Origin of the sequence: Enterobacter cloacae complex sp. IR5384 (assembly GCF_049237265.1) — a bacterium.
GTDB lineage: Bacteria > Pseudomonadota > Gammaproteobacteria > Enterobacterales > Enterobacteriaceae > Enterobacter > Enterobacter cloacae.
The window spans coordinates 1-23,752 of the sequence record NZ_JBMKHJ010000036.1 but is presented as its reverse complement, the minus strand read 5'-3'; the positions used below and the strand labels follow the sequence as shown (position 1 = coordinate 23,752).

The following is a 23,752-nucleotide window of genomic DNA, read 5'->3' as shown; positions in this document are numbered from 1 at the left end:
CCGTCATGGTCGTGAATCACTGATTGCCCGCTGTGCCTGCTTGATTTCCCGGCGAATAACCAGCTTACGTACCACGACATAGAACACTGGCGTCAACAAGAGTCCGAACAGCGTCACCCCCAGCATCCCGGCAAACACGGCAATCCCCATGGCATGACGCATTTCCGCACCGGCACCGCTCGCGATCACCAAAGGCACAACCCCCGCAATAAATGCCAACGAAGTCATCAGTATCGGGCGCAGACGCAGGCGAGCGGCCTCCAGGACGGCAGCCAGAGGATCGACGCCTTCACTCTCTCTGGCACGAGCGAACTCGACTATCAGGATTGCGTTTTTCGCCGCCAGGCCCACCAGAACCACAAAACCAATCTGCGTGAAGATGTTGTTATCTCCATTCGATAGCCAAACCCCGGCGATCGCGGAAAGTAATGCCATTGGGGCAATTAATAGCACCGCAAACGGCAGTGACCAGCTGTTGTATTGTGCGGCCAGGATCAGGAACGCCAGGAATACCGCCAACGGGAAGATATACAGCGCCGAGTTGCCAGCCTGCTTCTCCTGGTAAGTCAGATCGGTCCATTCGAATGTCATCCCCTCAGGCAGCGTTTCACTAACGATCTTCTCAATAGCTGCCGTTGCCTGTCCGGAGGAGTAGCCTGGAGCTGGGCCACCCGTAATATCTGCCGACGGATAACCGTTGTAACGCATAACACGGTCTGGTCCAGAGGTACGGGTAATGTTCACCAGCGTTCCCAGTGGGATCATTTCACCCGTGGCATTACGCACTTTAAGCAACCCGATATCTTCAGGCTGCATACGGAATTGCGCATCTGCCTGAGTGATCACCCGATACGTACGACCGAAGCGGTTAAAGTCATTCACATACAGCGACCCCAGATTCACCTGTAATGTATCAAAGATATCGGTCAGTGCGACGCCCTGAGACTTGGCTTTCACGCGGTCGATATCAACCTGCAACTGAGGTGCGTTAGTCTGGAAACTGGCCATCATCCCTGCCAGTTCAGGGGCCTGCATGGCCTTAGCCATGACCATCCCTTGAACACGGGTCAGTTCTTCAAAGCCAAGCCCTGCCCGGTCTTCGATCTGGAGTTTAAATCCTCCCATACTGCCCAGCCCCGGTACCGGTGGTGGGGGGAAGATCCCAACAAAGCCGTCAGGTATCTGGCTAAATTTCCCCATCAGACTACCGGCAATAGCTGCTGCGGACAGCGAAGGGTCCTTACGTTCACTGAAGGGCTTCAGCATTGTAAACATCAATGCGGAGTTAGGCATGTTTGGGCCGTTTACCGACAACCCAGGAAACGCCACGACGCTTTCCACTCCAGGTTCTGCCAGCGCAATTCTGGACATTTCTTTCACTACGGCTTCCGTGCGATCCAACGAAGCGCCGGAAGGTAATTGAGCAATCCCAACCAGATAGTATTTATCCTGAGCGGGCACAAAACCGTTAGGAACCTGCTGGAACCCCAACAATGTCAGGCCCAGGAAACCGGCATACAGCACCAGCACGATGATACTACCGCGTACGGCCCGGCGGACTGCACCAACGTAGTTGTTCGACAATCTATCGAAGAAAGCGTTAAAGCGACGGAAGAAACCACCGAATACGCGATCCATGACGCGCGTCAACCTGTCGGCCTGCGCCATATCCTGATGAGGTCTAAGCAGCACTGATGCCAGAGCCGGCGATAACGTCAACGAGTTGATCGCAGATAAGATCGTCGAAATGGCGATGGTCAGCGCGAACTGGCGATAGAATTCCCCCTGCAATCCTGACAGGAACGCTGAAGGAATAAACACAGCTGCCAAAACGGAAGTAATGGCTAAAATAGGGCCGGTAACCTCGTCCATGGCCCTTCTTGCCGCTTCTTTCGGAGAACGGCCCTGCGCAATATGTCGTTCGACGTTTTCAACCACCACAATGGCATCATCGACAACGATACCTATCGATAACACCAGACCAAACAACGACAGCGTGTTGAGCGAAAAGCCGAACAAATACATGAGGGCGAAAGTACCGACCAACGAAATAGGTACCGCGACCAGAGGGATGATAGAAGCCCGCCAGGTTTGCAGGAACAGCATCACCACCAGTACCACCAACACCGTTGCCTCCAGCAACGTCATTGCCACTGATTTCAACGAGGCGCTGACAAACACTGTCGGGTCATAAGCGATACGATATTCGATACCTTCCGGGAAGTTGGCCTGCAACCTCGCCATCGTCGCCCGAACCGAGGCAGAGACGTCCAGCGCATTGGCGCCAGGCGTCATAACGATGTGCATACCCACGGCATTTTTATCATCCAGCAGGCTGCGCAGGGAATAGTTGTCCGATCCCAACTCCAGACGCGCAACATCGCGCAGGCGGGTAACCTGGCCATCAGCGCCAGCTTTGATCACAATATCGCCAAACTGCTCAACGGTGGTCAGACGCCCCTGGGCATTGATACTGACTTCAAAGGCAGAAGAGCTGTTCGGCTGTTGACCGACAGAACCGGCCGCGACCTGGACATTCTGCTCACGAATTGCAGCAGTCACATCACTGGCCGTTAAACCACGGGAAGCGACTTTGGTCGGATCCAGCCAGACACGCATCGCGTATTCACCCTCGCCTCCAAGCGTGACGCTGGCAATACCTGGCAAGCGTGATAGCTCATCACGCACGTTCAACATGGCATAGTTGGAAACATAAAGCGGATCGTAGCGATCGCCCTGCGCAAATATATGCACAACCATGAGGATATCCGGTGACGTTTTCTCCGTCACGACACCGATCTGCTGCACCTCAGGCGGCAAGCGCGGCAAGGCCCGAGAAACCCGGTTCTGCACCTGAATCTGCGCAATATCGGGGTCGGTTCCCTGCCGGAATGAAATCGTCAATACCATTCGACCGTCGGCAGACATCTGGGAACTCATGTACAACATGCCTTCCACCCCGTTGATTGCCTGTTCCAGTGGAGCAGCAACGGTGTCAGCAATCACTTTAGGGTTAGCACCAGGGTAGCTTGCCGAAACCTGCACGGTAGGCGGTGTTACCGATGGGTATTCACTCAGCGGAAGCTGAAAGAAAGCCAGAGCGCCAGCTATCAGCATAAACACCGATAACACAATCGCGAAAATAGGCCGCTGGATGAAGAAGTGTGGGAATTTCATTATTGGCCTCCCCCTTCAACGGAGCCGGCTTTTTCCCCCTCGCTAACCGACGCGCCAGAAGCCTGCATCGGGGTCAAACGCGGCGTCACCGCCATACCGGGACGCACCAGCCCCTTGATAATAATGTTCTCACCGGCTTTCAGGCCACTCTTGACCACGCGCAAACCATCAACCACCGCGCCCAGCTCAATCGGGCGATACTGCGCCTTATTATCCGCACCCACCACCAGGACATAGTTGCGTCCCTGATCGCTCCCTATCGCCTGATCGTCAATCAGAATCGCCTGATGTGCTGCACCGGTGGCCAGCTGCACGCGGGCAAAGGCGCCTGGCGTCAGTTTCCCATCTTCGTTAGGGATTACGGCACGTACCCTGACAGTACCGGTACTACGGTCGATCTGATTCCCGACAAAATCGAGCGTTCCCTGATGCGGGAAACCTTTTTCTGTCGCCAGCCCAACATGTACAGGTAAACGCTCTTCAACCTTATTTGCGGCGTCAGGACGTGCCTTGCTGACCGAATTAAGGAACGTCGCCTCGTCAATATCAAAGTAAGCGTATAGCGGATTGACGGAAACAATCGTTGTCAATAGCGTCGCAGATCCCGTACCACCGCCGCTGACCAGATTTCCCTCGGTCACCAGCATGCGATCCACACGGCCGGTAATCGGTGCCGCCACGCGCGAATAAGACAAGTCCAGTGTCGCCGCCGCAACCGCGGCCTTTGCAGCTTGCACCTCAGCCTGACGAGCATGACGTGTAGAAGTTGCGTCATCGTAATCTTTCCGGGATACCGCGCCATTGTTCACCAGCCGGCCAACTCGCTCAAAATCGCGATTGGCCTGGATAGCCAGCGCTTCTGCCTGCTTGAGTCGTGCTTGCGCGCTGTTAAGAGCCACCTGGAATGGACGAGGATCAATTTGGAACAGCAACTGCCCCTGACGTACTATGCTGCCTTCAGGTACGCTGACAGCGTCGATAGCACCGCCAACGCGTGGGCGTAGCTCTACGGTTTTTGGGGCCGCCAATGAACCGGTAAACTCTGCCGAAGGGACTATCTGACGCGAGAGCACTTCGGCTACGGGAACCTGGGGAGCCATAGGTGCGGCCGCTGCGGCCGGCTCATCGTTGCCGCCACTATCCCGGGCAAACGCAATCCCGGCAGTGGCGATGATTGCGGCCGACACAATCAGAACCCCAATTTTCATTTTCATAACAGTGATCCTTTCATATGCCACAGGCAGCCCCGGCCCATCCGAAAACGGCGCTGTAGCAATTTCTTACAAGGCTAAAGGTTGATGTTACTGGAAGGTCAAGCACACCAATTAAAAAAAATGAAAAACATCCAATCAGGCTTAATTAATATTTAATGTGTAAGCGTTAAACGAGCGCCGTATTGACGATTATTTATCGGGAAGAACCACGTTCCATGGAAGTAGTTCGGCCACTTTGTTGCTGGACTACTCCGGTAGTATGCTCAAGATATGGCGAAGGTAGTGACCCATGCAGCAATTGAGCTCACCGCTGAAGACTCACGCCAGACCTTCCCCCTTCTCCCGGGATAGCCGCCTGCGGCAGCATGTCATTCGTCATCGCGCTGCCAACCTGACCATTCAGAACCAGCGGCACAACATGCCGCATTTCTTTACGCAACTGGCTGATTTGATAGCGGGGGACCAGCAGATGATTGGTAGGTGCTTGGCTGTCCGCGTGTCTCCGGGGTCAGACACTGACCTTTACTGACAGCTGGCGGCCCCCATTAAGGTCGGAACCACAGTACTTGGCGGGCTGTGCTGCAGGCGCTGATACTGCCCCAGTACCAGTTCGGCGCTGTTCAGAACATTTAGCATCCAGAACGGGGACATGTCTGCCATGCGCTCGTTACTATAGGGCAGGATCGTCTACCGGGGTGGGGTCAGTCCATCAACGGCTCGGAAGTGTCTAGATTACCCGTGGCGATTCAAGAAGGTTGAATATGATTCCCGACTCATTAATGGAACGCTGCATGATGTTATGCATTACGGGTTGACATTACGATGTGACGGGCCGGGTTAGCTGTATGGAGCCTGTACACAAGTTTGTGTAATTGCCTGATTTTGATATGTTCAATTCAACATCAAAAGCAGGTTACTTTATGGACGAAAAACAGTTGTAGGCTCTGGCTAACGAACTGACCAAAAATCTCAAAACCCCTGACGATCTCACCCAGTTCGATCGCCTGCTGAAAAAAATCAGCGTTGAGCGCCGCCTCAACGCCGAAATGCTCCATCACCTCGGCTACGGTAAACATCAGTCTAAACCGGGTGCCAACTCCCGCAACGGCTATTTCACAAAAACCGTTACCACCGGCGATGGCCCGCTGGAACTGCGTACGCCGTGCGATCGTGACGGCTCCTTCGAGCCCCAACTGGTGAAGAAAAACCAGACCCGGATCACCGGGATGGATAACCAAATCCTGTCACTGTACGCCAAAGGGATGACCACCCGTGAGATAGTGGCTGCGTTCAAAGAGTTGTATGACGCGGATGTCTCACCGACGCTGGTAGTCCTTCATGCTCCGGAAGGTCAGACTGATGTTGTCTTCACTGCCATCATCAGCAAGCGTGTTTTTAACGGTAAGATTGACTTTTGGGGAATATTCAGAAATGACAGAATCACAATTATTTTTATTCAAATCAACTTTTTTGCGCTCAGACAAGGGGCAGACTCCTGACCATTACTGAAGTCGCCCGCCACGAGCAATTTCAGGGGGAGCTCCGTTTTCTTGCTCGCACCACCGGTATGCAAATCAAGTTTTAAATTAATACGCGCTTTAGGGATTTCGGACTGAAAGGAAGAATTAGACATGGCTGTCCCTGTTCTATGGAGTGATAGAAACGGTCAATGCCAGTGAAAAATAAATAAGAAAAAATTACCCAGCCAGAACAACTTTCCGGTTCGCGTCATCCGACGTAAATAAAAATCCCGGAACCAAAAAAAGCGGGCGCATTCCATCCACCAGCATGTCGACACTGTATTTTCTGGGTATTTGTCTGAAATGAAAAATTTCGGATAAGGCCCAATGGCTGGAGTTTGGGAACGTTCCCTGCCAGATCGAAAATGAAAAAATGTAACAAAGATTTACACTCCTGGCTTTTAACAAAAAAATATCATCTTTCTGATTTATAAGAATTTTCCACCATAACCCTTCAGGCCCCGCGGGATAAGGATGTACAGAAAATGATCAATTTGGCTTAGGGTGTATATTTGTACAAAATATCACCAGTCACGTGAAATATCTGATTTTGTACTTTTATCAGAAATTGAGAAGCTGGACGTGACTGAGCATGTGAAAAACTGGCGACAGTTTCAGGTTTCCATCATTTCTTATTATTCACGTAAACCGGGCTTATTTATTTTTTTCAGATTAAAGGAATTGCAACGCCCGGACTTTACGCATATCTCATACCTGTACCAGCGATATGAATATCTCAGCCGCCGGTGCATTAGCGCGACCAGGAACAACACCCGTTCGGTTTACAGAAAGACAGACGTGGACAGTGATGAGCTTTGCTGCGGGTTGAGAACGGTTGTTTTACTGCTCAAGGTTGTAACACGATCCGATTCGACTCCAGCATGACAGCCGACAGTGTATGAGCCGCAAAAACAGCCATACAGGCTGACAAGTCGCCATTCACAAGAAACTCAACCGGCGCAACGAGTTTCCCTCCATCCGAAAATCCGCAGGTCAGTGCCGACTTCCTTACCAGCAGTGCATTCGCATCGCTGTATTCCAGGACCAGAAGCGTTTCATTGTCCCAGTCCCTGTCACTCACCGCTGCATTGACCCAGCCCCGCGATTTAAGCTGTTCAATTGCGTACGTCAGCCGATACAAATCCGACTGCGCTGACACCGGTCCGGTGCACGAAGACCACAGATATTCCAGACGACTGAATAAGCTGGCGGCAAGGCCTTTGTTACGCCCCAGCGTCAGCAATCCCTCAATATCAGATGCGATTGCACGTGGAAACCGTTTTTGCTTATACGCCACCGTTAACCAGCGCAGTATAAATGCATGCGTGCTGAGTGGCGACAATGCCTGACCATCCTGCTGAGCGGTACGTAAGGCGACAAGGGCGCACCAGGCGAAATGCGCAAGTGCTGTGACGGTTTGTTCCGGGGGTAAGGTATCGTGAGCTTTTTTCATTCAGGGATTATATCGGCGCTGCAGACACCGGGGAAGACCTGGATAACTCCCCCATTAATTAGAGAAGCTATTACTTTCACGGACAAATCATCCCCGTTCTGGCCGTTGCTATTGGCTCTGACATGGCCTTAACATGCACGGTAAGCTGGTTAAAGGGTGTTGCGAAGACTCCCTGAGCGACGCGGTTAATAATGATCTGCGTCATACTCGTTACGCCGTCAGTGCAGGCGGTACCGGTCACCTTTTGCCATGCGTCGGCGATGATGGCGTTAAGCCCCGGAGGCGCACTGTCGGTCAGTTGCAGGTTTCGCCCTGTACCCAGCGTATCGAGATTGAGCAGCAGCACCATTTTGCACTCCGGTGCGCTGGCCGTCTCCCATATCCAGCGTAACAGCGTCGGGAGTGAACGATGTCGTGCCTGCTGACGCTGGCGCGAATATTCGCCGGTGCGCTGCCAGACTTCAGAGTGAAAACGCAGAATCAATGACCGGTATTCGCTCATGGCTTCACGATACGGTAGCGCCAGCGTAAAGCTGAATGCCGCCAGTCGCGGGTAATGGTCAACGGCCTGTTGCAGAAATGCACGCGTGCTGACGGCATCCGCGCTGACAGCATCAGACGCCCGTATGTAAGAATGATTCATAATGCAGACTCTCTTTAGGTTAAATCAGGGAGGACACCGCCTCTACGGCGGTATCTGGTTCATAAAGACGGGGAACTATCTGGTACTGCAGCAGTAGTTTCTCTGCCAGTGCGCTTCTTCGATGCTGTAGATACCAGTCAGACACCGGGGACAGTGCTTCACGCCCTGGTAATGGTCGCCGCACCACACGCAGTACCAGGAGAGCACCATTACCGTCGCTTCCAGCCCGTTGATGAGACTGCGCAGCTTTCGGTGCCGGGCTTCGGTTTTCACTTCCGGGTCAAGGTGGGCGCAGGCCATCAGCACATGCCGGGCCACGCTCTGCTGGTCATGTTCAAACCACGGCGGCTCCCCGTATGTCCCCGCATGGAGCACCAGTCGACAGCCGCAGGACGCGCAGCTCCATATCTGCCCCGGCGCACTCACGGCCTCCCCGGCTGTCGCGAAGTGGCCTTCGCGGTCATTGGCCAGATAACATTTCAGCATGCGCATGCCGTCACTTCCTCTATCCGGTTGGTATCAGCACGCACATCACTGTGCTCGCCCGTCCGGCAGGTGAGGCAGTAGCGCTCACCGTGGTAATCACTGCCGCAGCCGTGACAGTGCCAGTCTGCGTAGAAAACCAGGGGACGGGCTTCCGGTACATAAGACTGCAGTTGCCGGATATGGCGGGTCTCCCTCACCCCGGGCTTTACATACGGGCAGTGCTGTCGACCGTTCTCCGAAAGCTTTGCTGCATGATGTTCAAACCACGGACGTTCGGTGTCGTATTCAGGATGGTACTGCAGGGCACTGGCACACAGATGGCAGCTGTAGCGGTCATACGGCGCGGTCTGCGCGGTTATGGCTCCCGTGAGACGGCCGTTGCCGTCCAGAGCCATAAACGATTTTGCATACATAGTGGTACTCTCCTTACCGCCAGACGACACGCAGGCGTCAGCCGTCCCGGTACGGGCAGCGTGGCAGGGTGAATGGCGGTTCAGTTATGCGTTAGCGGGTCGGTACGGTTGGTGGTCGGCACCGGAATACAGAAAGGTTACGGTTGCGCAGGTGCGTCGGTGGGTCTGAAACAAACGGGACAGGGTCTGGCGCCACAGTACTGTCGCCGGCAACGGGGACACGTCCAGCGAACCGGGATGGCCTGTGGCTGAGTGCGGCGTCGTTTTTCCATTCAGATATCCTCCCTGCTCAGACGCCACGGGAATCAGCAATACGCTGCTGCATCCAGGCTTCCACCTCGCTTCTGCGCCAGCGGGAGCTGCGCCCCAGCTTGATGGGTTTCGGAAACAACCCGTCGCCAATCAGTTTGTAAAACCATTTGTCGGTCATCCCGGTAAACGTGGTGATAAAGGTCATGTCGATAAGCGGGTCCTGAGCTGAAAGCAGTGTGTCAGGGCTGGCATTAATATTCGTATTCAACGTGGTCATGGTATTTTTCTCCCTCTGAGGATATGGCTATCGGGAGACGTCCGGTGGAGGTTGAATCATGGGGTTACCGGTTCGCCTCAGAGGATAGGGGAACGTTGTAAAAAATTACCCGGCCCGTACGGTCAGGCCTGGTGAATCGATGTATGCCTGGCTCAGCCGCGGCTGCAACCGAAATTACGTTCACCATCACCGGTGACTTTGGTTTCGCGTTTGGCAAGATAAGCGGCCTGCGCCAGCGCCTGTTGAAGCTCTGTGGTATTACCACGCGTCAGCCAGGACACCGGGCTCTTAGGGAAGCGGGCCAGAACGGCATGCGCCTGTGCATCCACCTTCAGGGCACTGCACCACGCCTGTTTAATCATACCTGCAAGCGAATCCGGGTCTTTGTAATCTCCCGGTCCGCACCACGTATCGCGGTTCAGCAACAGCACCGCGTGGTAATGCTTCTTCCCTTTGATTTCACCAAACTCCCGCGCCCAGACAAAACGTAGCGTGGTCGGCCAGACGCGTTTGCCCTCGCGACGTTGCCGCGCCTGAAGGGCATCAATCCGGGCTTTCAGGGAATCGGTGAAACGGGAGATAACGGCCGCATCGGTGGCCGCTGGCGTATCCGGCAGACGGAGGTCAACACGCAGGGCCAGTAATCGGGTGTAAGCGTTAAGTGCACAACTGAAGGTATCGGCGATGCGTTGCTGCCAGAAAGGGTCGTATGTGTAACTCATTAAAATGGACTCCGGTGGGTTATCGTTCATAACCATTACCGGTGCCGTTAAAAAATACTTTTCGGGAAGCCTGCCATCGTAGTACCGGACCAGATTGCCGTGTACCACATGAAAATATCGTCACCCTTCACGGTACTGTTCGCTTAAATCCGGAGATAAATCAAACAGCCGTCAATAAAAATGTTCATCTGCCCGGTAAAATAACGGGCAGTTCAACTGAGCTGTTTCAGCAAAAGGGAAAAGACATGCGACTGAAAAGTGTGGCAGTTAAAAATTTTCGCTGTTATGCACAGGAAGTAAGTGTGGAGTTTGATGACCTGACAACCTTTGTCGGACGCAACGACATTGGCAAATCGACGATCCTTGAAGCGCTGGAGATCTTCTTCAACAACAGCGTGGTATCAATCGAAAAAGGCGATGCCTGTATTCACAGCGGACAGGACAATGTGGAGATCACCTGCGAGTTTATCGATCTTCCCCCTTCCCTCACGCTGGATTCCGGCGCGGAAACCACGCTCCAGGAAGAGTTTCTGCTGACGGGGACCGGCTCACTGAAAATCCGCAAGATCTTTAACTGCAGTAACAAAAAACCGACCGCAGAGATTTTTGTCATTGCAAACCACCCTGCTGCTGCCGGTTTTCAGAATCTCCTGGAACTGAAGGAAAAAGAGCTTCAGGCCAGGGTGAAAGAACTGGGACTCGATGTTTCGCTTAAGGGGAATCCCGGGATGCGAAAAGCCATATGGGCGGCATCATCAGATCTGCAACTGACAGAAACAGGACTCCTCATAAGCAAAGCCAAAGAAGACACAAAACGCATCTGGGACCAAATCGAGAGCTGGTTGCCCATGTTTGCTCTTTTCCAGAGCGACAGAAGCAGCAGGGATTCCGACGATGAAGTACAAAGCCCGATGAAAGCCGCCATTACGGCTGCACTGGCCGAAGTCCAGGACGACATTGCCAGGATCCAGTTGCGTGTCCAGCAAAAGGCTGAAGAGATTGCCCGAAACACACATGAGGCGCTGAAAACCATTGAACCCGGCCTGGCGAGAGAACTTACTCCCGAGTTTACACCTCCCACTCCGGCAAAATGGCAGGGGCTGTTCTCCGTTGGTCTCAACACTGACGGAGGGATCCCGCTGAATAAACGTGGCAGCGGCGTCCGTCGTCTGGTGCTGGTGAGCTTTTTTAAGGCCGAAGCAGAACGACGACTTAAGTCCAGCAATCGCCGCAGTATCATCTACGCCATTGAAGAGCCCGAAACTTCACAGCACCCTAATTACCAGCGGATCCTGATTGAGTCATTTAAATCCCTGTCTCTCGAAACCGGCTGCCAGGTTATCCTTACCACGCACAGTCCGGGCTTTGCTGCAGAGCTACCGGGTGACAGTATTCGCTTTGTTTCCCGTAATGCTGAAACGGGTCAACCAACCATTCAGGCTGGCGCTGATGTTTTCGGCATCGTCACGGATACGCTGGGCGTCACACCAGACAACCGGGTCAGACTGCTGTTCTGCGTGGAAGGGCCGACCGATGTCGCTGCCTTTAAGGCTCTCAGTAAAGCGCTGCATGCAGAAGACAACACCCTTCCTGACCTGGAGAATGACGAACGTGTGGCGTTTATCGTACTGGGTGGCGGAACGCTCAAGCACTGGGTCAATGAAAATTATCTTCGTGCCCTTAACCGCAGGGAGATTCATATCTACGACCGTGATGTGCCTGCTTATGCTGACGCGGTGAATGCCGTTAATGCACGAGCCAACGGATGCTGGGCGGCTCAGACGCTAAAACACGAGGTCGAAAGCTATCTTCATCCCGATGCCATTCACGAAGCCTTTGGTGTGATGATCGACGTCACCGACCATCCTGTCGGCGGTAAGGCTACCCCTAAAGTGTTTGCGGAAGCGTATTCACTGGCTCAGCGATTTGATGGCGTGATGAAAGATAACGCCGCCAAAGCCCGTCTCGCAGAGCGGGCATTTCCCTTAATGACAGCAGCACGTATCCATGAACGCGATCCGGAAGGTGAAGTGATCGGCTGGATGCGCAGGATACGTGACATGATCCAGTGACAAAGGCCAGCCCGGCTCATACCAAAACGCCGGTCTGAAGGTTAGCAGGCAACGATAACCTGGAGAGGCACACTGCATAATCCTGATCCCCAGGACAAACGGTGCGCCTCCAGAAACGATGGATGATTACCTGGCCACTGTTCATCCATCGTTATTTTCACCCTATTGCATTTCTGGCTTTCGGTACAGACTCCCCTGACCGGAGGCTGCCCGCGCCCACAGTTCCTCATCGCTGAGCGAGGTTTCAATCAGCTCAATGGGCACACCGCAATCATCGATGACCGCCACCTGATAATCGTCGATAGGTTCATAAGGCCCCAGAATAACTGTTTCACCCGCAATCGCCTCAGCCAGACTGTTGACCTTAAACGCCACATGCGGAACCGTTTTCAGTAACGGATGCAGGGGTGAGTCATCGGTAAAGCGATGCCACTGCACCCGAAACTTACCTGGATTATCGGTGGTATACATCCCGGCTTTCGCACTGAACTTGCCTGCGGTGTCACCGTCCTGAACCGGTATACCGAAATGATGAAATTCATACTCTACATTTGCTTTCATGAAATGGTTTTGTCCTTAGCTGATTCAGTACCAGGTAAATTACCCGAACAATACGAAACGCAGTAGCAACCAGCATCAGTTTAAACGCGCTGTAACGCATCAGGAGCGACGTATTCATTCTATCTACAGATTTCCACTACCGTGTTATTCAATACGGTTATATAGCCTTACAGAAAGCCTCAAAGACATACATAATCATAAGACTCCGTCGTTTTAGCCAATAACGCAAAATCAGTGCGTTAGTTATTCTTCGTAAAGATACCCGTCAGCCATTTTTAATAATTCACTGCAGGCATTCCCTTTGGCGAATTAATTAAGTCAGGAGTACCAGCCCGGGCTATTACTCCCGTTACAGGCTACAGCCTCTACTGTATAGTTAACTGACGTAAACAATATCCGGATACGCACCACAATGATTAGCACAGTCCACTCAGTGATTACTGATGAACGTATTACCGGCCATAGTCAGCCAGGGTAGAAGAACGTTATGCCTGCCGGATAGCGCTAATAACGTTAATAACGCTCACCAGATACTGAGTGCGGGTTAACTGCCAGCACATACACGGACTCATCTGATAACCGCCATATCCTGCTTAATGAAGGTTTACGCACCAGTGACAATATCTCCCGGTCTGATGATTGCCTGCTAACGTATTGGAATACCCCGCTACCACAGACATCGAATAAACGACAATGCTGTTATCACGTCGTTATTCTCACTTTATAATCCTTACACCTTTAACGCTTCCCGACTCAGTTACAGTCATCATAAGTGCTCCCACGATTAAGACTGTTCACTGATTCAGTACCTTTCAACATCGGTAATCGTTACCATCTTCTCTCAGACAGTATATCGACTAAACAGCATTACTTACCTCTTACCCTTAAGTAACCTTTGAAGTTAATCCTTAAGATAATAATCTCTTCTTTAATATATTAATACCAATCCAACACACTACACCTGACAGTAATACCAGAGCCAGCGGCACCAGGCGGTGGCCACACGAGATAAAAGCGATGTTACATTCACTCTGGAATTATCTCTTCAACAAGAAGAATAAAAAAAACCGAGACATCACATGACCTCAACCTGTTAATACCCTGCTCCAAAGAAGCCCTCACTCCTGCTACTGAGCCACAAATTATAAATACGAAGGGTGAATCCTGTGTGATGCCGTCAATACGTCCTGAGTTAAAACAGACATCACTGATGGAGGTGAAAACGATAGCGTGCAGGAAGATGAACAGGAGAATAGATAAACCTGCAGATAGCTATGTAAGCATGAAAAAGACAGAAAAACAGAGACAGAAAAGAGATAAAACATTAAAAACAACGACGATAGCAACGTAGTAAAACCATTAACCAACCCGCATCAAACCAGCATATCACTTCACGATGACTACCAGATGTATTTTTCAGTGACGATAAAACCATCATCATGCTACTGTGTAACCACGATAATCACTACAACAACTACTACTGTGTAGTTTAGTTTATGAGGTATTGGATAATGGCTGTAAATTATGATGATGGCAGGCGAGGACTCATAACGAGTCGGGACCTGAGAGTTTGCGCGTTTTATGCCGGATGGTTGAATGCCAGCAACAAAATTAACACCAACAATGTTCCCAGGCAGGATGCAGAAAGCTGCCGACAGGCGTTAAACCAGCTAATTAATCAGGCCATCCCGGATAAAAACCAGCAGGCAGGACTGCTGTCTGAAATGGAAATAGCCCGTGATGAAAATGTGCTTCCACTGGATTGTTTTGACTGGCTTCGTCAGAATGAGCGGGCCACGTTCTGGCTATGGGCGTATCTCTGTAAGGCCGGGGATTATGAGTTTGGCATTGGCCCGCCAGCAAATGCTGAATTCGGGAAAAACTGGTATCAGCGAATAAACCTGAGTTTATCCCCGGCAAGTCATCAGGAGAGAATGCATATTCTCATCGCCTTCTTTGACAACATATACATTTCCACACCCCCAGTGAATCACCTTAAGAAACAGGTGATGGAAAAACTCAAAGACCGGTGGAAAATCATATACAGTAAACCGCTACCGTTAAAATGGCTGCCAGATGAAGAAGACGCAGTATTATGGGCCTGGAACAACCTGCAAAAAGTTCAGCAGGAGAAAGCCGGTAATCTCGGCGGACTCTATATGAGTCTATCCACGCCCGGATTAACGACCTGGCTCACGCCACTGAGTCATTCTGAGCGCAATTTAGCCCTGCGAGCGGCGATCGATTTATGGGACGATGCACCAGATACAAAGCGTTTATTCCTGCTGAATCTTAATAAAGCCTGGAATCAGCAGAAACTGCGTCAGTCCCGCACCGATAAAAAAGCACTCAATACGTATCTGAAGAATGAAACCAAAACACGACTGGACTTTATGGCTGAACGCAGCGGGGTTCGTATCAGCGATATGCTGGAAACGCTGATTAATGACCATTACCGGAAAACCTGTGGTGGTGAGTAGGGGTTCTGCGCTGAAAATAAAGTGAATGGAGACAGCAATACAGACCAGAAGGGACATTCAAAAAAATTTTAGACCTATATTACCAATGTGAGAACGGCAGCAGAAATGTTGCCGTTTTTTTATTTTACTCATGGAGGTTAATGTGTCTGATAAGAAAAAACGGGGTTCTGATGCCCTGCCGCTCCCCTTGTTCCGTCTCCCCAGTGAACTGCCCTGCAAAATACCCGCGTGCATGCTTCCCCCGTTCCGGCGCTGCCATCGCCACATTCCCTGTTCCGGTATCAGGGCCGTTTTTATACACGGCCCGCCTGTTTATTCAGGCGGCTTTATTGCCAGTAACAAGGGAAAAGAAATGCATTGTCCGAATTGCGGTTCGCAAAACATACGACTGCGCCATGTGGGTAAAAAGACTGGTGGGGTCATTGGCGCAACAGCCGGAGGTCTTGCCGGGCTTGAAGGAGCCTCCACCGGTGCGCTGATAGGTTCAGTCATTCCGGTTGTCGGTACGATAGCCGGAGGCCTCATTGGTTTTCTGTCCGGCGCCTGTGCTGGTGCGGTGGCAGGCTCTCTGGCCGGAGAACAACTGGACGGTACCGTCTTTGATGAATACGGCTGCACGCAGTGTGAGCATATCTTCAGTGCACCGTAACGTTACCCATCCTGCACAAAGCCTGGGCCGCTGACCGTACTCGCGAGAACACGACTGATGACAGGGCGTGTCAGCATGCTGTCGTCATTTCAGCTACCTGGCACTAACCCTTTGTTAATTCTTCTGTTTACTGAAAGGTAAATTTTCACTTTTTCTTTTCCGCCATTACGGGGGACGGACATAACGTGTCCCTCCCCTCCCGCATAATAACCGCATGAAATATCAACCTATTTATCGCACACGGAGCGTCCATGCAACGACCCGATGAAGAGGCCCGCTACGACCGGCTGGCCGTCAGATTGTCGGTCATTATCAGCCGGTTAATGGCCGGAGAAACGCTGACCCTTCAGACACTGTCTGGTGAGTTTGGTGTATCGATACGCACCCTGCGTCGTGACTTACATCAACGGCTGGTCCACCTCGACATTATCGGGGAGAACGGCACGTATCGGCTCAGTGAGAGCGCCACGCGTGATCACTCTCCGGGGGCCGTTTCCTTTGCCCGCAGTACCGGTATCGCACGCATTATCCCGTCGCAGAACCGGCAACTGATGCACCTGCTGATGAATGAAACGGGCACCTCACCCTGCTTTATCTGGCACGACTTACCGTCAGCATGGACACAGGCTGACAGTTTTCATCGTCTGGCCGAAGCCATTTGTCATCACCGGGTGGTCAGTCTGCTGGTCGGCGGTGTCCGTCACGATGAGCAGGAGCCTTACCGCCTGATTTACCGGCATCAGCACTGGTATCTGGTCGTCTGTTGCCGGGGGAGCCTTCGGGTGTTCCGGCTGGAAGACATTATCTCGGCCTCACTCTCAGAGCAAACCTTCCGTCGCCGGAGCGAAATCAGTTCGCTCATTACTGAAGAGGGATTTATCAGCGCACTGCCCCACTTTCGCTTTATCAGTGATGTCATTCACACCTTCAGGGAACAACACCCTGAACATCCATCCAGACCCAAAGGAGTCAAATCGTGAAACCTGTCGCAGGCCCTCTGCTGCTCTTCACCCTGCTGTTGTCTGCCGTAACCCTGAGCGGCTGTGGCGACAAAAATGAACGCGAGTTTATCCAGGGATGCAAATCAGGCGGCGGTACTACCGCCGTCTGCGGATGTATCTGGGATGACCTCAAAACGAAATATACGCACGGGGAGCTGGAGAAAATGAACCAGCAATACGGTTATGTCCCCCCGCGCTTCATGGACAACATGCTGAGCGCTGCTCAGCAGTGCAGAAAATAAGGAAATCTGAACATGGCGCTTGTCATTAAATATTTCGCGATTGCCTTCGCCATCGCGCTTGTGGTCGTGCTGTTTAACGTGTTCGGGAGTACCGGCGAGATACGCAGTTTTGGTCAGGGAATGGGATATCTGTTCTGGATGACGCTTGGGCCCGGAGCCGGTATGACGGTCGGTGCTGCTCTTCGACAATGGCTGATGCCGGATGCGGTATACACCCGCGAAGGAATGACCGGATTACTCAAGGCCCGTCTGTTCTGGCTTGTGGGCCCACAGTGTATCGGCTGGCTGGCCGGACTTATCGTCGTGGGTAAACAACTCATGTAACACGGCTGCCCCTCAACAACATTTTTGACTCAGAAGGAAAAACACCATGCGATTCATGCACGCCATCCTGTCAGCAGGATTACTGACCTTTGCCATCACGGCACAGGCGGTCCCCAATATGTGGAGCAGTGGCTTCGGTATGGGCGTCACCGAGTACATCATCACCAGCCCCGAAAAGGTGATGCTGAATCTGAACTGCACCGGCAACCCTGACGACCAGAATATCCTGCAACATCACGTCATGCTCACCCTGCCTGACGGCAGCGGTGCCGATTCACAGGATGAGAAAACCACCATCACCATGGTGACGGACGACCAGACGTTCCCGTTGCCGTCATCCCTCGGCTGGCGTAACGGCGACAATGCCTGGCTGTCGTTCATTGATGCCATCAGAAAGGCAACGTCATTTGACGTTTACGTCAACGACAAACAGGTGGGGCACTTTACCCCTTCGGCCGGAAACGTCCACAAGGTTCTGGCTGATATGCCCGAATGCACGACACTGACCGCCGGGTAACCCGGCGCATCCCCTGTTTACAGCAAAATCAATCAAGGACAATACGATATGACCGACATTTCGACACTCAGCCAGCGACTGGCGACGCCGACCCTGAACTTCGTGCTGCTCACCGTCGCCACCTGCGGTATCTGGCCGCTGCTCTGGCTGTATAAAAAGCAGGATATTATGAGCGACACCACCGGGTATCCGGTTTGCGGCAACCTGTTTATCATCTGGCTCTCCGTCTGTTTTGGGCTCGGACGACAATTCGGCGTGATGGCCTCACCGGACCTCGCCGGCTACGACACGGGCAGCGATACACTTCTGGCCTTAAGCGGCATTCTGTCGCTTGCCTGCGGCGTGATGTACATCGTCTGGGCCTTTAAGGCCAGGGCTGCACTGCGACACTATGCGCTGAACACCTTCCGTTTCGACCTCAGAATGAATGCGTTCTACACCGTGCTGTTCAACGTCTTCTACATCACCTACTGCATCAACGACATGCCACAGGCGCTGGCGAAACACCGGATTATTCATGGTCAGGGCCCCGTGCCGCCGGAGTCTCCGTCACCGCAGTAACGCAGCTCTCCTCTTATTATCCGGCAGGGGCATTCCCATGTGCCCCTGATTCATCCGGATCGCCCACTGAGATATGACCGAATGACATTACTGAAAATCGTGTTCAACACCTTATGTCAGGTGCTGACGTGGTGCGCCAGCAACAGGGCACAGCAGTTTGTGGAAGACCACTTTCGCGAAGAAGATTACGGCGAAGACAGCATTTATATTGCCAGACAGACGGCAGCCCTGCTGACTGGTGCCTTAATCGCAGCGCTGATGGAGCAGATACTGCAGATTATTACCACACACTTAACACACTGATGCCCTGCTCACTGAGCGGGGCATTTTGTTTTATGACGCTAATAAGGAGATGACGATGCACACGTTACTGCCCGCAGACACATTTACCCGCAGGCAGGCTGAGGTCGTCGTGATGTCGCACCAGAACGTCGCTATTGAAGATGACCAGGGCACGCACTTTCGGCTGGTCATTCGCGACAGCGAGAGGCACTTGATCTGGCGTGCGTGGAATTTTGAAGCCAGTGCCGGGGGATGGCTTAACCGCTATCTGCTCAGCCACGGTATCCCCCACCAGGTCTGACTCAGCACGCCCCTCAGCCAATTACCCGTCACACGACTAACAGGCCATGTTCCCTTCGGGGCACATGGCTTTTTTGTTTATACCGTTTCATTTACTACAGAGGTACTCACCATGAGACTTGCCAGCCGCTTCGGGCGGACAAACCAGATCCGCCGCGACCGCCCGTTAACCCGCGATGAACTGGTGCACTATGTGCCCAGCGTATTCAGTGAAGAGAAACATGAATCTCGTTCAGACAGATACACGTACATCCCGACCATTACCCTCCTCGATAACCTGCAGCGCGAAGGCTTTCGTCCGTTTTTTGCCTGCCAGACCCGCGTGCGCGACCTGAATAAACGTGACCACACGAAGCACATGCTGCGCCTGCGTCGTGAAGGCCAGATTACCGGTAAACAGGTCCCCGAAATCATCCTCCTCAACAGCCATGACGGCTCCAGCTCATACCAGATGTTGCCGGGGTTGTTTCGCTTTGTCTGCCAGAACGGACTTGTCTGTGGCGAAACCTTTGGTGAGGTGCGCGTGCCACATAAAGGCAACGTGGTTGAGAAGGTCATTGAAGGGGCTTATGAGGTGCTGGGGATATTTGACCGGGTGGAAGAAAAGCGGGACGCCATGCAGTCACTGCTACTTCCCCCACCGGCACAGCAGGCTTTTGCCAGAGCCGCGCTGACGTATCGCTTCGGGGAAGAGCACCAGCCAGTGGCGGCATCCCAGATACTGACGCCCCGACGCTATGAAGACCGTCAGGACGACCTGTGGTCAGTGTTCAATCGTTGCCAGGAGAACCTGCTGAAAGGGGGTCTGCCAGGACGTACCGCCAAAGGCAAACGCAGCCATACCCGGGCGGTTAAAGGCATAGACGGCGACGTTAAGCTCAATCGCGCCCTCTGGGTGATGGCGGAAGAACTTCAGCAGGCGCTGAGCTGATGCCACCGCTACCTGATAACGCCCACCAGGCAACCCTTTATCCGACCGCCCTGGAGAACAATCCCTGCAGCCGCTCCATCTCCGATGACGACCTGTGCGCCTGGTGCTCACACCTTCTTTATCGTCCCGGCGAACTCAGCCTGTGCAGCTTAAGCCTCCCGGAGGGCCACTGGCCGTCACGCTGTGATGAGGACGGCTATGCGCAGTCCTGCCCGTCACTCCGGCTGAACCAACATCCCCAACCCGATAAATAAACAAGGAAAAACCAGCATGACCGATATTATTAACCTTAACGATATCCTCCCGTTACCGCCACAACCTGCCAGTTCTTCGCCAGCGCTGACCGCCACACTCGTACAGGACGAGCAGCGCATCAGCTTCTGGCCGCAGCACTTCGGCAGCATCCCGCAGTGGATAATCCTCGAACCGACAGTCTTCGCGTGGATGGACCGCTTCTGCACAGACTACCACGGCGGTATCTGGCAGTTTTACACGCTCAGCAACGGCGGCGCGTTTATGGCCCCGGAAGCGGAGAGCGATAAACTCTGGTCGCTGTTCAACACCCTGAACGGTAACGGCGGTGAGCTCAGCGCCGGGGCTGCCGGGATCGCGGTCTGCCTGATGACTTACAGCCACCACGCCATGCGCACCGAATGCGACGCCATGACGGAGCACTATTACCGCCTGCGGGACTACGCGCTCAGCCATGCGGAATGCAGTGCGATCATGCACATCATCGACTGAGGTCAGCCGCCATGGAACAACAGTTACCGCTGTTTGCCCGTGAATTACCCTCTGCCGACCAGCTGACGGTCAGGGAAGCCTTAACCCTGCTGGAAGGGCAGCTCCGTGAACCCGGTGCGTCATTTACGTCCGGCAATGCCGTGCGCGACTGGCTGCGCCTGCATCTGGCCACGCAGGAGAGGGAGTCGCTGATGGTGCTGTGGCTGGACAACCAGCACCGCCTCATCGCCTGCGATACGCTTTTTCTCGGCACCATCAACAGCATTACCGTCCATCCACGGGAGGTCGTGAAGGCCGGACTTCACCACAACGCTGCCGCCGCGCTACTCGCGCACAATCATCCTTCCGGAGAGGCTGAACCCAGTCAGGCCGACCGGCTGATTACCGGACGCCTGAAACAGGCCCTGGAGCTGGTCGATATTCGCCTGCTGGACCACCTGGTGGTTGGCGGGATGGATATAGTGTCTTTTGCCGAACGCGGCTGGCTGTAAGGAGAAAAACAACGATGAAGATTATCAGCAAACGCCAGGTGATGGCGATATACCGCCAGCATCCGCAGTCGCGGCTGTTCCGCTTCTGTACAGGGAAATACCTGTGGTCCGGTAGCATCTGCCACTATGCCGGACGGGAGGTGCAGGATATCTGCGGTGTGCTCGCCGTATTCGCTGAACGCCGCCAGGACCGCAACGGCCCGTATGTTGTCCTGCGCAGCGTTACCCTGAATTAACACCTAGTTAAGGATTACTTAAATGCAAAGCTCAACAAATGTAGCAAATCACGATATTGCCGCCCCCTGGTGGGGACTTAAGCCTGCAGCTATCCCGTGTTTTGGCGCACGACTGGTACAGGAGGGCAACCGGCTGCATTACCTGGCTGATCGCGCCAGCATCACCGGTACCTTCAGCGAATCAGACCTGCGCCATCTGGACCAGGCATTTCCACTGCTGTTGAAACAACTTGAGTTAATGCTCACCAGCGGTGAACTCACTCCCCGACATCAGCACGGCGTCACGCTCTACGCAAAAGGACTGACCTGCGAGGCAGACACCCTCGGCTCCTGCGGATACGTTTATCTTGCGATTTATGCGACGCCACCTGTGGCACAACCCGGAGGAGAATAGCCATGCCACACGCCTGTAAAATCAGCGAGGTCATTGAACTGCTGAAACAACATCAAAATGACGACTTCGTATTGTGTTCACTCTGATACGAAGACGATGTACGCAATGTGGATGACTCTGTGACGGCAGAAGAGGCCAGAGCGGCATTATGCCATGCAGCCAGCCATCACGACGCAGAACAGGGCATTAACTGGTTCACACTGGAGGCCGCACCTGACGCCATCAGACAGTAAGTGGATTACCTGAAAAACACCGTGACTCACCATCCCCCTTCACCGTTATCCCCCCGACCATCAACATCTTATTTATTTAACAGAGATCAACTTTATGCAAACCTTACCCACCATCCCGACGAGGAAGGTATCGTCACACCCGTCGCCGGTAGAAATCTGGCAGCAACTTCTTACTTATCTGCTGGAAAGGCATTACGGCCTTTCGCTTAACGACACACAGTTTGGTGATAGTAATGTGATTCAGCAGCATATTGACGCCGGGATTTCACTGGCAGATGCACTCAATTTTCTCGTTGAAAAATCTGAACTGGTTCGAATTGATCGCCCCGGTTTCTCCATTCAGCATCAGTCTCCGTTCATCAGCGCTATTGACATACTCCGGGCCAGAAAGGCCACCGGCCTGATGCAACGTACCGGCTATAAGGCGGTGACTTGCGCCATCAGTGGGCAGTCATCCAGGGGGCAGCAATGAAGCTGTCCCTGACGGTGGAAGCCGATACCGTTAATGTACTGGCCCTTAATGGGGGCCGGATCGCCGTCGATCTCGATGGTATTGAGCTGGCTGCGCTGATTGATGTGGTCAATGATAACGGTTACTCGCTTCGTATTGCTGATGCCCCCGGGAAGTTGGTTGTTGAAGATCAGCTACCACGTACCGCCCGTCTGAATGGGATCCAGTGCAGTACCGCTCATATCACGTGTGAGGATAACGCTATTCTCGACCAGGTCACTCTTCAACGCCACGAAGGCGGCAACAGTGACTGGATACTGTACACCGGCTACGGTTACCTGCTCAGACTTAATGCTCGCTTATACCCAGTGCTGGAACTAAAGAGATTGGGGCTTTCAAAGGGCTGCCGTCGGTTAGTGACCACACTGATACGACGTTACGGGATCGATATGCTACATCTGGATGCAGCGGGTGACCTGTTGCCGGGTTTTAGCACCTTCGACGGGTAGTCTCTCCTTCCGACATGCTCAGTCTCTGCAACACATCCGCTCAGAATAATCACAGCCCTGTATTTACCACACGCATAAACGCCAGCCCTCACCGACTGGCGTTTTGCTTTATACAAAGGATATAAACTATGTCAGAACTCACCATCACCAGACCCGAAGTTTTAACCGACCATACCGATATAATTTGCTCCACCAGCATTGAACGTATCGTCACCGGACGTAACGCTGCGCTGGAGCAGATTAAGACACTGATACGCCAGCTTGCCGACATCTCGACGCTGACCAGCAGCATCGGTGGTGGGGATGCAAAGGACTGGGGAATGCGACAATACCGTTATGACTGCTGGCTGATGGAGGACACTGATACGGCTATGAAAGCCATTACCCGCAGCATCGATCGCGATATCTGGCGAGAGCTGATGCAACGGTCCGGAATGCTCTCACTTATGGACGCTCAGGCGCGCGACGAGTGGCACAACAGCCTGGAGAAAGACGATATTCCTGCTATCAGTGAATCGCCACGCGTTTAACAGACACCTCAGAGTCATTTAAGATGACTTAAAGAGAGGTGCCCATGAGCGGTAAGCGTTATCCTGAAGAGTTTAAAACTGAAGCAG

At 53.0% G+C, this 23,752-nt stretch carries 27 protein-coding genes and 4 pseudogenes; 20 read left to right on the top strand and 11 right to left on the bottom strand.

Features of this window, described 5'->3' with window-relative positions; translation table 11 throughout:
• Positions 1–3: 3 nt before the first annotated feature.
• The 3 genes and pseudogenes from ACOTX3_RS21695 to ACOTX3_RS21685 all read right to left on the bottom strand — a co-directional run.
• Positions 4–3,177: an efflux RND transporter permease subunit gene (locus ACOTX3_RS21695; protein WP_023336641.1), complete on the bottom strand. Its 3,174-nt coding sequence runs from the start codon at positions 3,175–3,177 to the stop codon at positions 4–6.
• Entirely contained in the window at positions 3,177–4,391 is a 1,215-nt protein-coding gene (locus ACOTX3_RS21690; RefSeq protein ID WP_023336640.1) for an efflux RND transporter periplasmic adaptor subunit, read from the bottom strand. The genes ACOTX3_RS21695 and ACOTX3_RS21690 overlap by 1 nt, the downstream gene beginning before the upstream one ends.
• 546 nt (positions 4,392–4,937) lie before the next feature.
• Positions 4,938–5,063 (bottom strand): annotated as a pseudogene (locus tag ACOTX3_RS21685) (hypothetical protein); the annotation flags it as partial.
• A 272-nt stretch (positions 5,064–5,335) separates the two neighbouring features.
• Here ACOTX3_RS21685 and ACOTX3_RS21680 point away from each other — a divergent pair.
• Positions 5,336–5,722: pseudogene (locus tag ACOTX3_RS21680) on the top strand (transposase); the annotation flags it as partial.
• Here the strand turns inward: ACOTX3_RS21680 and tssB are convergent.
• The 7 genes and pseudogenes from tssB to ACOTX3_RS21645 all read right to left on the bottom strand — a co-directional run.
• Positions 5,720–6,024, bottom strand: a pseudogene (gene tssB, locus ACOTX3_RS21675) (type VI secretion system contractile sheath small subunit); the annotation flags it as partial. The pseudogenes ACOTX3_RS21680 and tssB sit on opposite strands and share 3 nt — an antisense overlap.
• A 734-nt stretch (positions 6,025–6,758) precedes the next feature.
• The gene (locus ACOTX3_RS21670) at positions 6,759–7,364 is read right to left on the bottom strand and encodes a DUF2913 family protein (RefSeq protein WP_023336638.1); all 606 of its coding nucleotides are present in this window, start codon (positions 7,362–7,364) and stop codon (positions 6,759–6,761) included.
• 76 nt (positions 7,365–7,440) lie between these two features.
• On the bottom strand, positions 7,441–8,007 hold the full coding sequence (locus ACOTX3_RS21665) for a YagK/YfjJ domain-containing protein (RefSeq protein WP_009652434.1): 567 nt from the start codon (positions 8,005–8,007) through the stop codon (positions 7,441–7,443).
• 75 nt (positions 8,008–8,082) lie between these two features.
• Positions 8,083–8,499, bottom strand: a complete 417-nt coding sequence (locus ACOTX3_RS21660; protein WP_009652429.1) for a putative zinc ribbon protein — start codon at positions 8,497–8,499, stop codon at positions 8,083–8,085.
• Positions 8,487–8,906, bottom strand: coding sequence for a putative zinc ribbon protein (locus ACOTX3_RS21655; protein WP_016154451.1), 420 nt, complete (start codon positions 8,904–8,906; stop codon positions 8,487–8,489). Before ACOTX3_RS21655 ends, ACOTX3_RS21660 begins: the two co-directional genes overlap by 13 nt.
• 289 nt (positions 8,907–9,195) lie before the next feature.
• A complete protein-coding gene (locus tag ACOTX3_RS21650; protein ID WP_009652493.1) occupies positions 9,196–9,435 on the bottom strand; it encodes a helix-turn-helix transcriptional regulator in 240 nt (79 codons plus the stop codon).
• Between the two features lie 152 nt (positions 9,436–9,587).
• Positions 9,588–10,157, bottom strand: a complete 570-nt coding sequence (locus tag ACOTX3_RS21645) for an inovirus Gp2 family protein (RefSeq protein WP_023336637.1) — start codon at positions 10,155–10,157, stop codon at positions 9,588–9,590.
• A 245-nt stretch (positions 10,158–10,402) separates the two neighbouring features.
• Between ACOTX3_RS21645 and ACOTX3_RS21640 the strand changes: the two genes are divergently transcribed.
• Positions 10,403–12,229, top strand: a complete 1,827-nt coding sequence (locus tag ACOTX3_RS21640; protein ID WP_023336636.1) for an ATP-binding protein — start codon at positions 10,403–10,405, stop codon at positions 12,227–12,229.
• Between the two features lie 162 nt (positions 12,230–12,391).
• Here the strand turns inward: ACOTX3_RS21640 and ACOTX3_RS21635 are convergent, their stop codons facing one another.
• The gene (locus tag ACOTX3_RS21635; RefSeq protein ID WP_023336635.1) at positions 12,392–12,790 is read right to left on the bottom strand and encodes a VOC family protein; all 399 of its coding nucleotides are present in this window, start codon (positions 12,788–12,790) and stop codon (positions 12,392–12,394) included.
• Between the two features lie 1,511 nt (positions 12,791–14,301).
• Here ACOTX3_RS21635 and ACOTX3_RS21630 point away from each other — a divergent pair.
• From ACOTX3_RS21630 to ACOTX3_RS21545, 18 genes and pseudogenes are all read left to right on the top strand, one after another.
• Entirely contained in the window at positions 14,302–15,270 is a 969-nt protein-coding gene (locus tag ACOTX3_RS21630; protein WP_023336634.1) for a hypothetical protein, read from the top strand.
• Between the two features lie 352 nt (positions 15,271–15,622).
• A complete protein-coding gene (locus tag ACOTX3_RS21625) occupies positions 15,623–15,919 on the top strand; it encodes a hypothetical protein (RefSeq protein ID WP_071849719.1) in 297 nt (98 codons plus the stop codon).
• Between the two features lie 251 nt (positions 15,920–16,170).
• Positions 16,171–16,899 carry a helix-turn-helix transcriptional regulator gene (locus tag ACOTX3_RS21620; RefSeq protein WP_023336632.1) on the top strand — a complete coding sequence of 243 codons (729 nt, stop codon included), beginning with the start codon at positions 16,171–16,173 and terminating at the stop codon, positions 16,897–16,899.
• Positions 16,896–17,162 (top strand): hypothetical protein, encoded by a 267-nt coding sequence (locus ACOTX3_RS21615; protein ID WP_023336631.1) that lies wholly within the window; start codon positions 16,896–16,898, stop codon positions 17,160–17,162. Before ACOTX3_RS21620 ends, ACOTX3_RS21615 begins: the two co-directional genes overlap by 4 nt.
• Positions 17,163–17,174: 12 nt before the next feature.
• Positions 17,175–17,486, top strand: a complete 312-nt coding sequence (locus ACOTX3_RS21610; RefSeq protein WP_023336630.1) for a hypothetical protein — start codon at positions 17,175–17,177, stop codon at positions 17,484–17,486.
• A 46-nt stretch (positions 17,487–17,532) separates the two neighbouring features.
• A complete protein-coding gene (locus tag ACOTX3_RS21605; RefSeq protein WP_023336629.1) occupies positions 17,533–18,003 on the top strand; it encodes a hypothetical protein in 471 nt (156 codons plus the stop codon).
• A gap of 48 nt (positions 18,004–18,051) precedes the next feature.
• Positions 18,052–18,564, top strand: a complete 513-nt coding sequence (locus ACOTX3_RS21600) for a DUF4234 domain-containing protein (protein ID WP_023336628.1) — start codon at positions 18,052–18,054, stop codon at positions 18,562–18,564.
• An 81-nt stretch (positions 18,565–18,645) separates the two neighbouring features.
• Positions 18,646–18,867, top strand: coding sequence for a hypothetical protein (locus ACOTX3_RS21595; protein WP_023336627.1), 222 nt, complete (start codon positions 18,646–18,648; stop codon positions 18,865–18,867).
• A gap of 49 nt (positions 18,868–18,916) precedes the next feature.
• Positions 18,917–19,147 carry a DUF905 family protein gene (locus ACOTX3_RS21590; protein WP_032645134.1) on the top strand — a complete coding sequence of 77 codons (231 nt, stop codon included), beginning with the start codon at positions 18,917–18,919 and terminating at the stop codon, positions 19,145–19,147.
• A gap of 111 nt (positions 19,148–19,258) precedes the next feature.
• Entirely contained in the window at positions 19,259–20,077 is an 819-nt protein-coding gene (locus tag ACOTX3_RS21585; protein WP_023336625.1) for a DUF932 domain-containing protein, read from the top strand.
• Positions 20,077–20,331, top strand: coding sequence for a hypothetical protein (locus ACOTX3_RS21580; RefSeq protein WP_023336624.1), 255 nt, complete (start codon positions 20,077–20,079; stop codon positions 20,329–20,331). Before ACOTX3_RS21585 ends, ACOTX3_RS21580 begins: the two co-directional genes overlap by 1 nt.
• Before the next feature lie 16 nt (positions 20,332–20,347).
• Positions 20,348–20,821 carry an antirestriction protein gene (locus tag ACOTX3_RS21575; RefSeq protein ID WP_023336623.1) on the top strand — a complete coding sequence of 158 codons (474 nt, stop codon included), beginning with the start codon at positions 20,348–20,350 and terminating at the stop codon, positions 20,819–20,821.
• Positions 20,822–20,832: 11 nt separating this feature from the next.
• The gene (radC, locus tag ACOTX3_RS21570; protein ID WP_023336622.1) at positions 20,833–21,312 is read left to right on the top strand and encodes a RadC family protein; all 480 of its coding nucleotides are present in this window, start codon (positions 20,833–20,835) and stop codon (positions 21,310–21,312) included.
• A gap of 14 nt (positions 21,313–21,326) precedes the next feature.
• Positions 21,327–21,548 (top strand): DUF987 domain-containing protein, encoded by a 222-nt coding sequence (locus ACOTX3_RS21565; RefSeq protein WP_023336621.1) that lies wholly within the window; start codon positions 21,327–21,329, stop codon positions 21,546–21,548.
• Positions 21,549–21,570: 22 nt separating this feature from the next.
• Positions 21,571–21,942, top strand: a complete 372-nt coding sequence (locus tag ACOTX3_RS21560) for a type IV toxin-antitoxin system YeeU family antitoxin (RefSeq protein WP_023336620.1) — start codon at positions 21,571–21,573, stop codon at positions 21,940–21,942.
• A gap of 327 nt (positions 21,943–22,269) precedes the next feature.
• A complete protein-coding gene (locus ACOTX3_RS21555; RefSeq protein WP_023336619.1) occupies positions 22,270–22,647 on the top strand; it encodes a TA system toxin CbtA family protein in 378 nt (125 codons plus the stop codon).
• Positions 22,644–23,135, top strand: a complete 492-nt coding sequence (locus ACOTX3_RS21550; protein WP_023336618.1) for a DUF5983 family protein — start codon at positions 22,644–22,646, stop codon at positions 23,133–23,135. Before ACOTX3_RS21555 ends, ACOTX3_RS21550 begins: the two co-directional genes overlap by 4 nt.
• Positions 23,136–23,263: 128 nt before the next feature.
• Positions 23,264–23,650 (top strand): annotated as a pseudogene (locus tag ACOTX3_RS21545) (DUF4942 domain-containing protein); the annotation flags it as partial.
• Positions 23,651–23,752 lie beyond the last annotated feature (102 nt).

Excerpts from the sequence above, each read along its gene's own strand:
- ACOTX3_RS21645 (WP_023336637.1), bottom strand. The coding sequence starts at position 10,157 with ATGAGTTACACATACGACCCTTTCTGGCAGCAACGCATCGCCGATACC.
- ACOTX3_RS21590 (WP_032645134.1), top strand. The coding sequence starts at position 18,917 with ATGACGATGCACACGTTACTGCCCGCAGACACATTTACCCGCAGGCAG.
- ACOTX3_RS21585 (WP_023336625.1), top strand. The coding sequence starts at position 19,259 with ATGAGACTTGCCAGCCGCTTCGGGCGGACAAACCAGATCCGCCGCGAC.
- ACOTX3_RS21650 (WP_009652493.1), bottom strand. The coding sequence starts at position 9,435 with ATGACCACGTTGAATACGAATATTAATGCCAGCCCTGACACACTGCTT.
- ACOTX3_RS21575 (WP_023336623.1), top strand. The coding sequence starts at position 20,348 with ATGACCGATATTATTAACCTTAACGATATCCTCCCGTTACCGCCACAA.
- ACOTX3_RS21565 (WP_023336621.1), top strand. The coding sequence starts at position 21,327 with ATGAAGATTATCAGCAAACGCCAGGTGATGGCGATATACCGCCAGCAT.
- ACOTX3_RS21670 (WP_023336638.1), bottom strand. The coding sequence starts at position 7,364 with ATGAAAAAAGCTCACGATACCTTACCCCCGGAACAAACCGTCACAGCA.
- radC (WP_023336622.1), top strand. The coding sequence starts at position 20,833 with ATGGAACAACAGTTACCGCTGTTTGCCCGTGAATTACCCTCTGCCGAC.
- ACOTX3_RS21580 (WP_023336624.1), top strand. The coding sequence starts at position 20,077 with ATGCCACCGCTACCTGATAACGCCCACCAGGCAACCCTTTATCCGACC.
- ACOTX3_RS21695 (WP_023336641.1), bottom strand. The coding sequence starts at position 3,177 with ATGAAATTCCCACACTTCTTCATCCAGCGGCCTATTTTCGCGATTGTG.
- ACOTX3_RS21595 (WP_023336627.1), top strand. The coding sequence starts at position 18,646 with ATGACATTACTGAAAATCGTGTTCAACACCTTATGTCAGGTGCTGACG.
- ACOTX3_RS21630 (WP_023336634.1), top strand. The coding sequence starts at position 14,302 with ATGGCTGTAAATTATGATGATGGCAGGCGAGGACTCATAACGAGTCGG.
- ACOTX3_RS21600 (WP_023336628.1), top strand. The coding sequence starts at position 18,052 with ATGACCGACATTTCGACACTCAGCCAGCGACTGGCGACGCCGACCCTG.
- ACOTX3_RS21550 (WP_023336618.1), top strand. The coding sequence starts at position 22,644 with ATGAAGCTGTCCCTGACGGTGGAAGCCGATACCGTTAATGTACTGGCC.
- ACOTX3_RS21605 (WP_023336629.1), top strand. The coding sequence starts at position 17,533 with ATGCGATTCATGCACGCCATCCTGTCAGCAGGATTACTGACCTTTGCC.
- ACOTX3_RS21560 (WP_023336620.1), top strand. The coding sequence starts at position 21,571 with ATGCAAAGCTCAACAAATGTAGCAAATCACGATATTGCCGCCCCCTGG.
- ACOTX3_RS21625 (WP_071849719.1), top strand. The coding sequence starts at position 15,623 with ATGCATTGTCCGAATTGCGGTTCGCAAAACATACGACTGCGCCATGTG.
- ACOTX3_RS21555 (WP_023336619.1), top strand. The coding sequence starts at position 22,270 with ATGCAAACCTTACCCACCATCCCGACGAGGAAGGTATCGTCACACCCG.
- ACOTX3_RS21610 (WP_023336630.1), top strand. The coding sequence starts at position 17,175 with ATGGCGCTTGTCATTAAATATTTCGCGATTGCCTTCGCCATCGCGCTT.
- ACOTX3_RS21665 (WP_009652434.1), bottom strand. The coding sequence starts at position 8,007 with ATGAATCATTCTTACATACGGGCGTCTGATGCTGTCAGCGCGGATGCC.
- ACOTX3_RS21660 (WP_009652429.1), bottom strand. The coding sequence starts at position 8,499 with ATGCGCATGCTGAAATGTTATCTGGCCAATGACCGCGAAGGCCACTTC.
- ACOTX3_RS21620 (WP_023336632.1), top strand. The coding sequence starts at position 16,171 with ATGCAACGACCCGATGAAGAGGCCCGCTACGACCGGCTGGCCGTCAGA.
- ACOTX3_RS21690 (WP_023336640.1), bottom strand. The coding sequence starts at position 4,391 with ATGAAAATGAAAATTGGGGTTCTGATTGTGTCGGCCGCAATCATCGCC.
- ACOTX3_RS21655 (WP_016154451.1), bottom strand. The coding sequence starts at position 8,906 with ATGTATGCAAAATCGTTTATGGCTCTGGACGGCAACGGCCGTCTCACG.
- ACOTX3_RS21635 (WP_023336635.1), bottom strand. The coding sequence starts at position 12,790 with ATGAAAGCAAATGTAGAGTATGAATTTCATCATTTCGGTATACCGGTT.
- ACOTX3_RS21640 (WP_023336636.1), top strand. The coding sequence starts at position 10,403 with ATGCGACTGAAAAGTGTGGCAGTTAAAAATTTTCGCTGTTATGCACAG.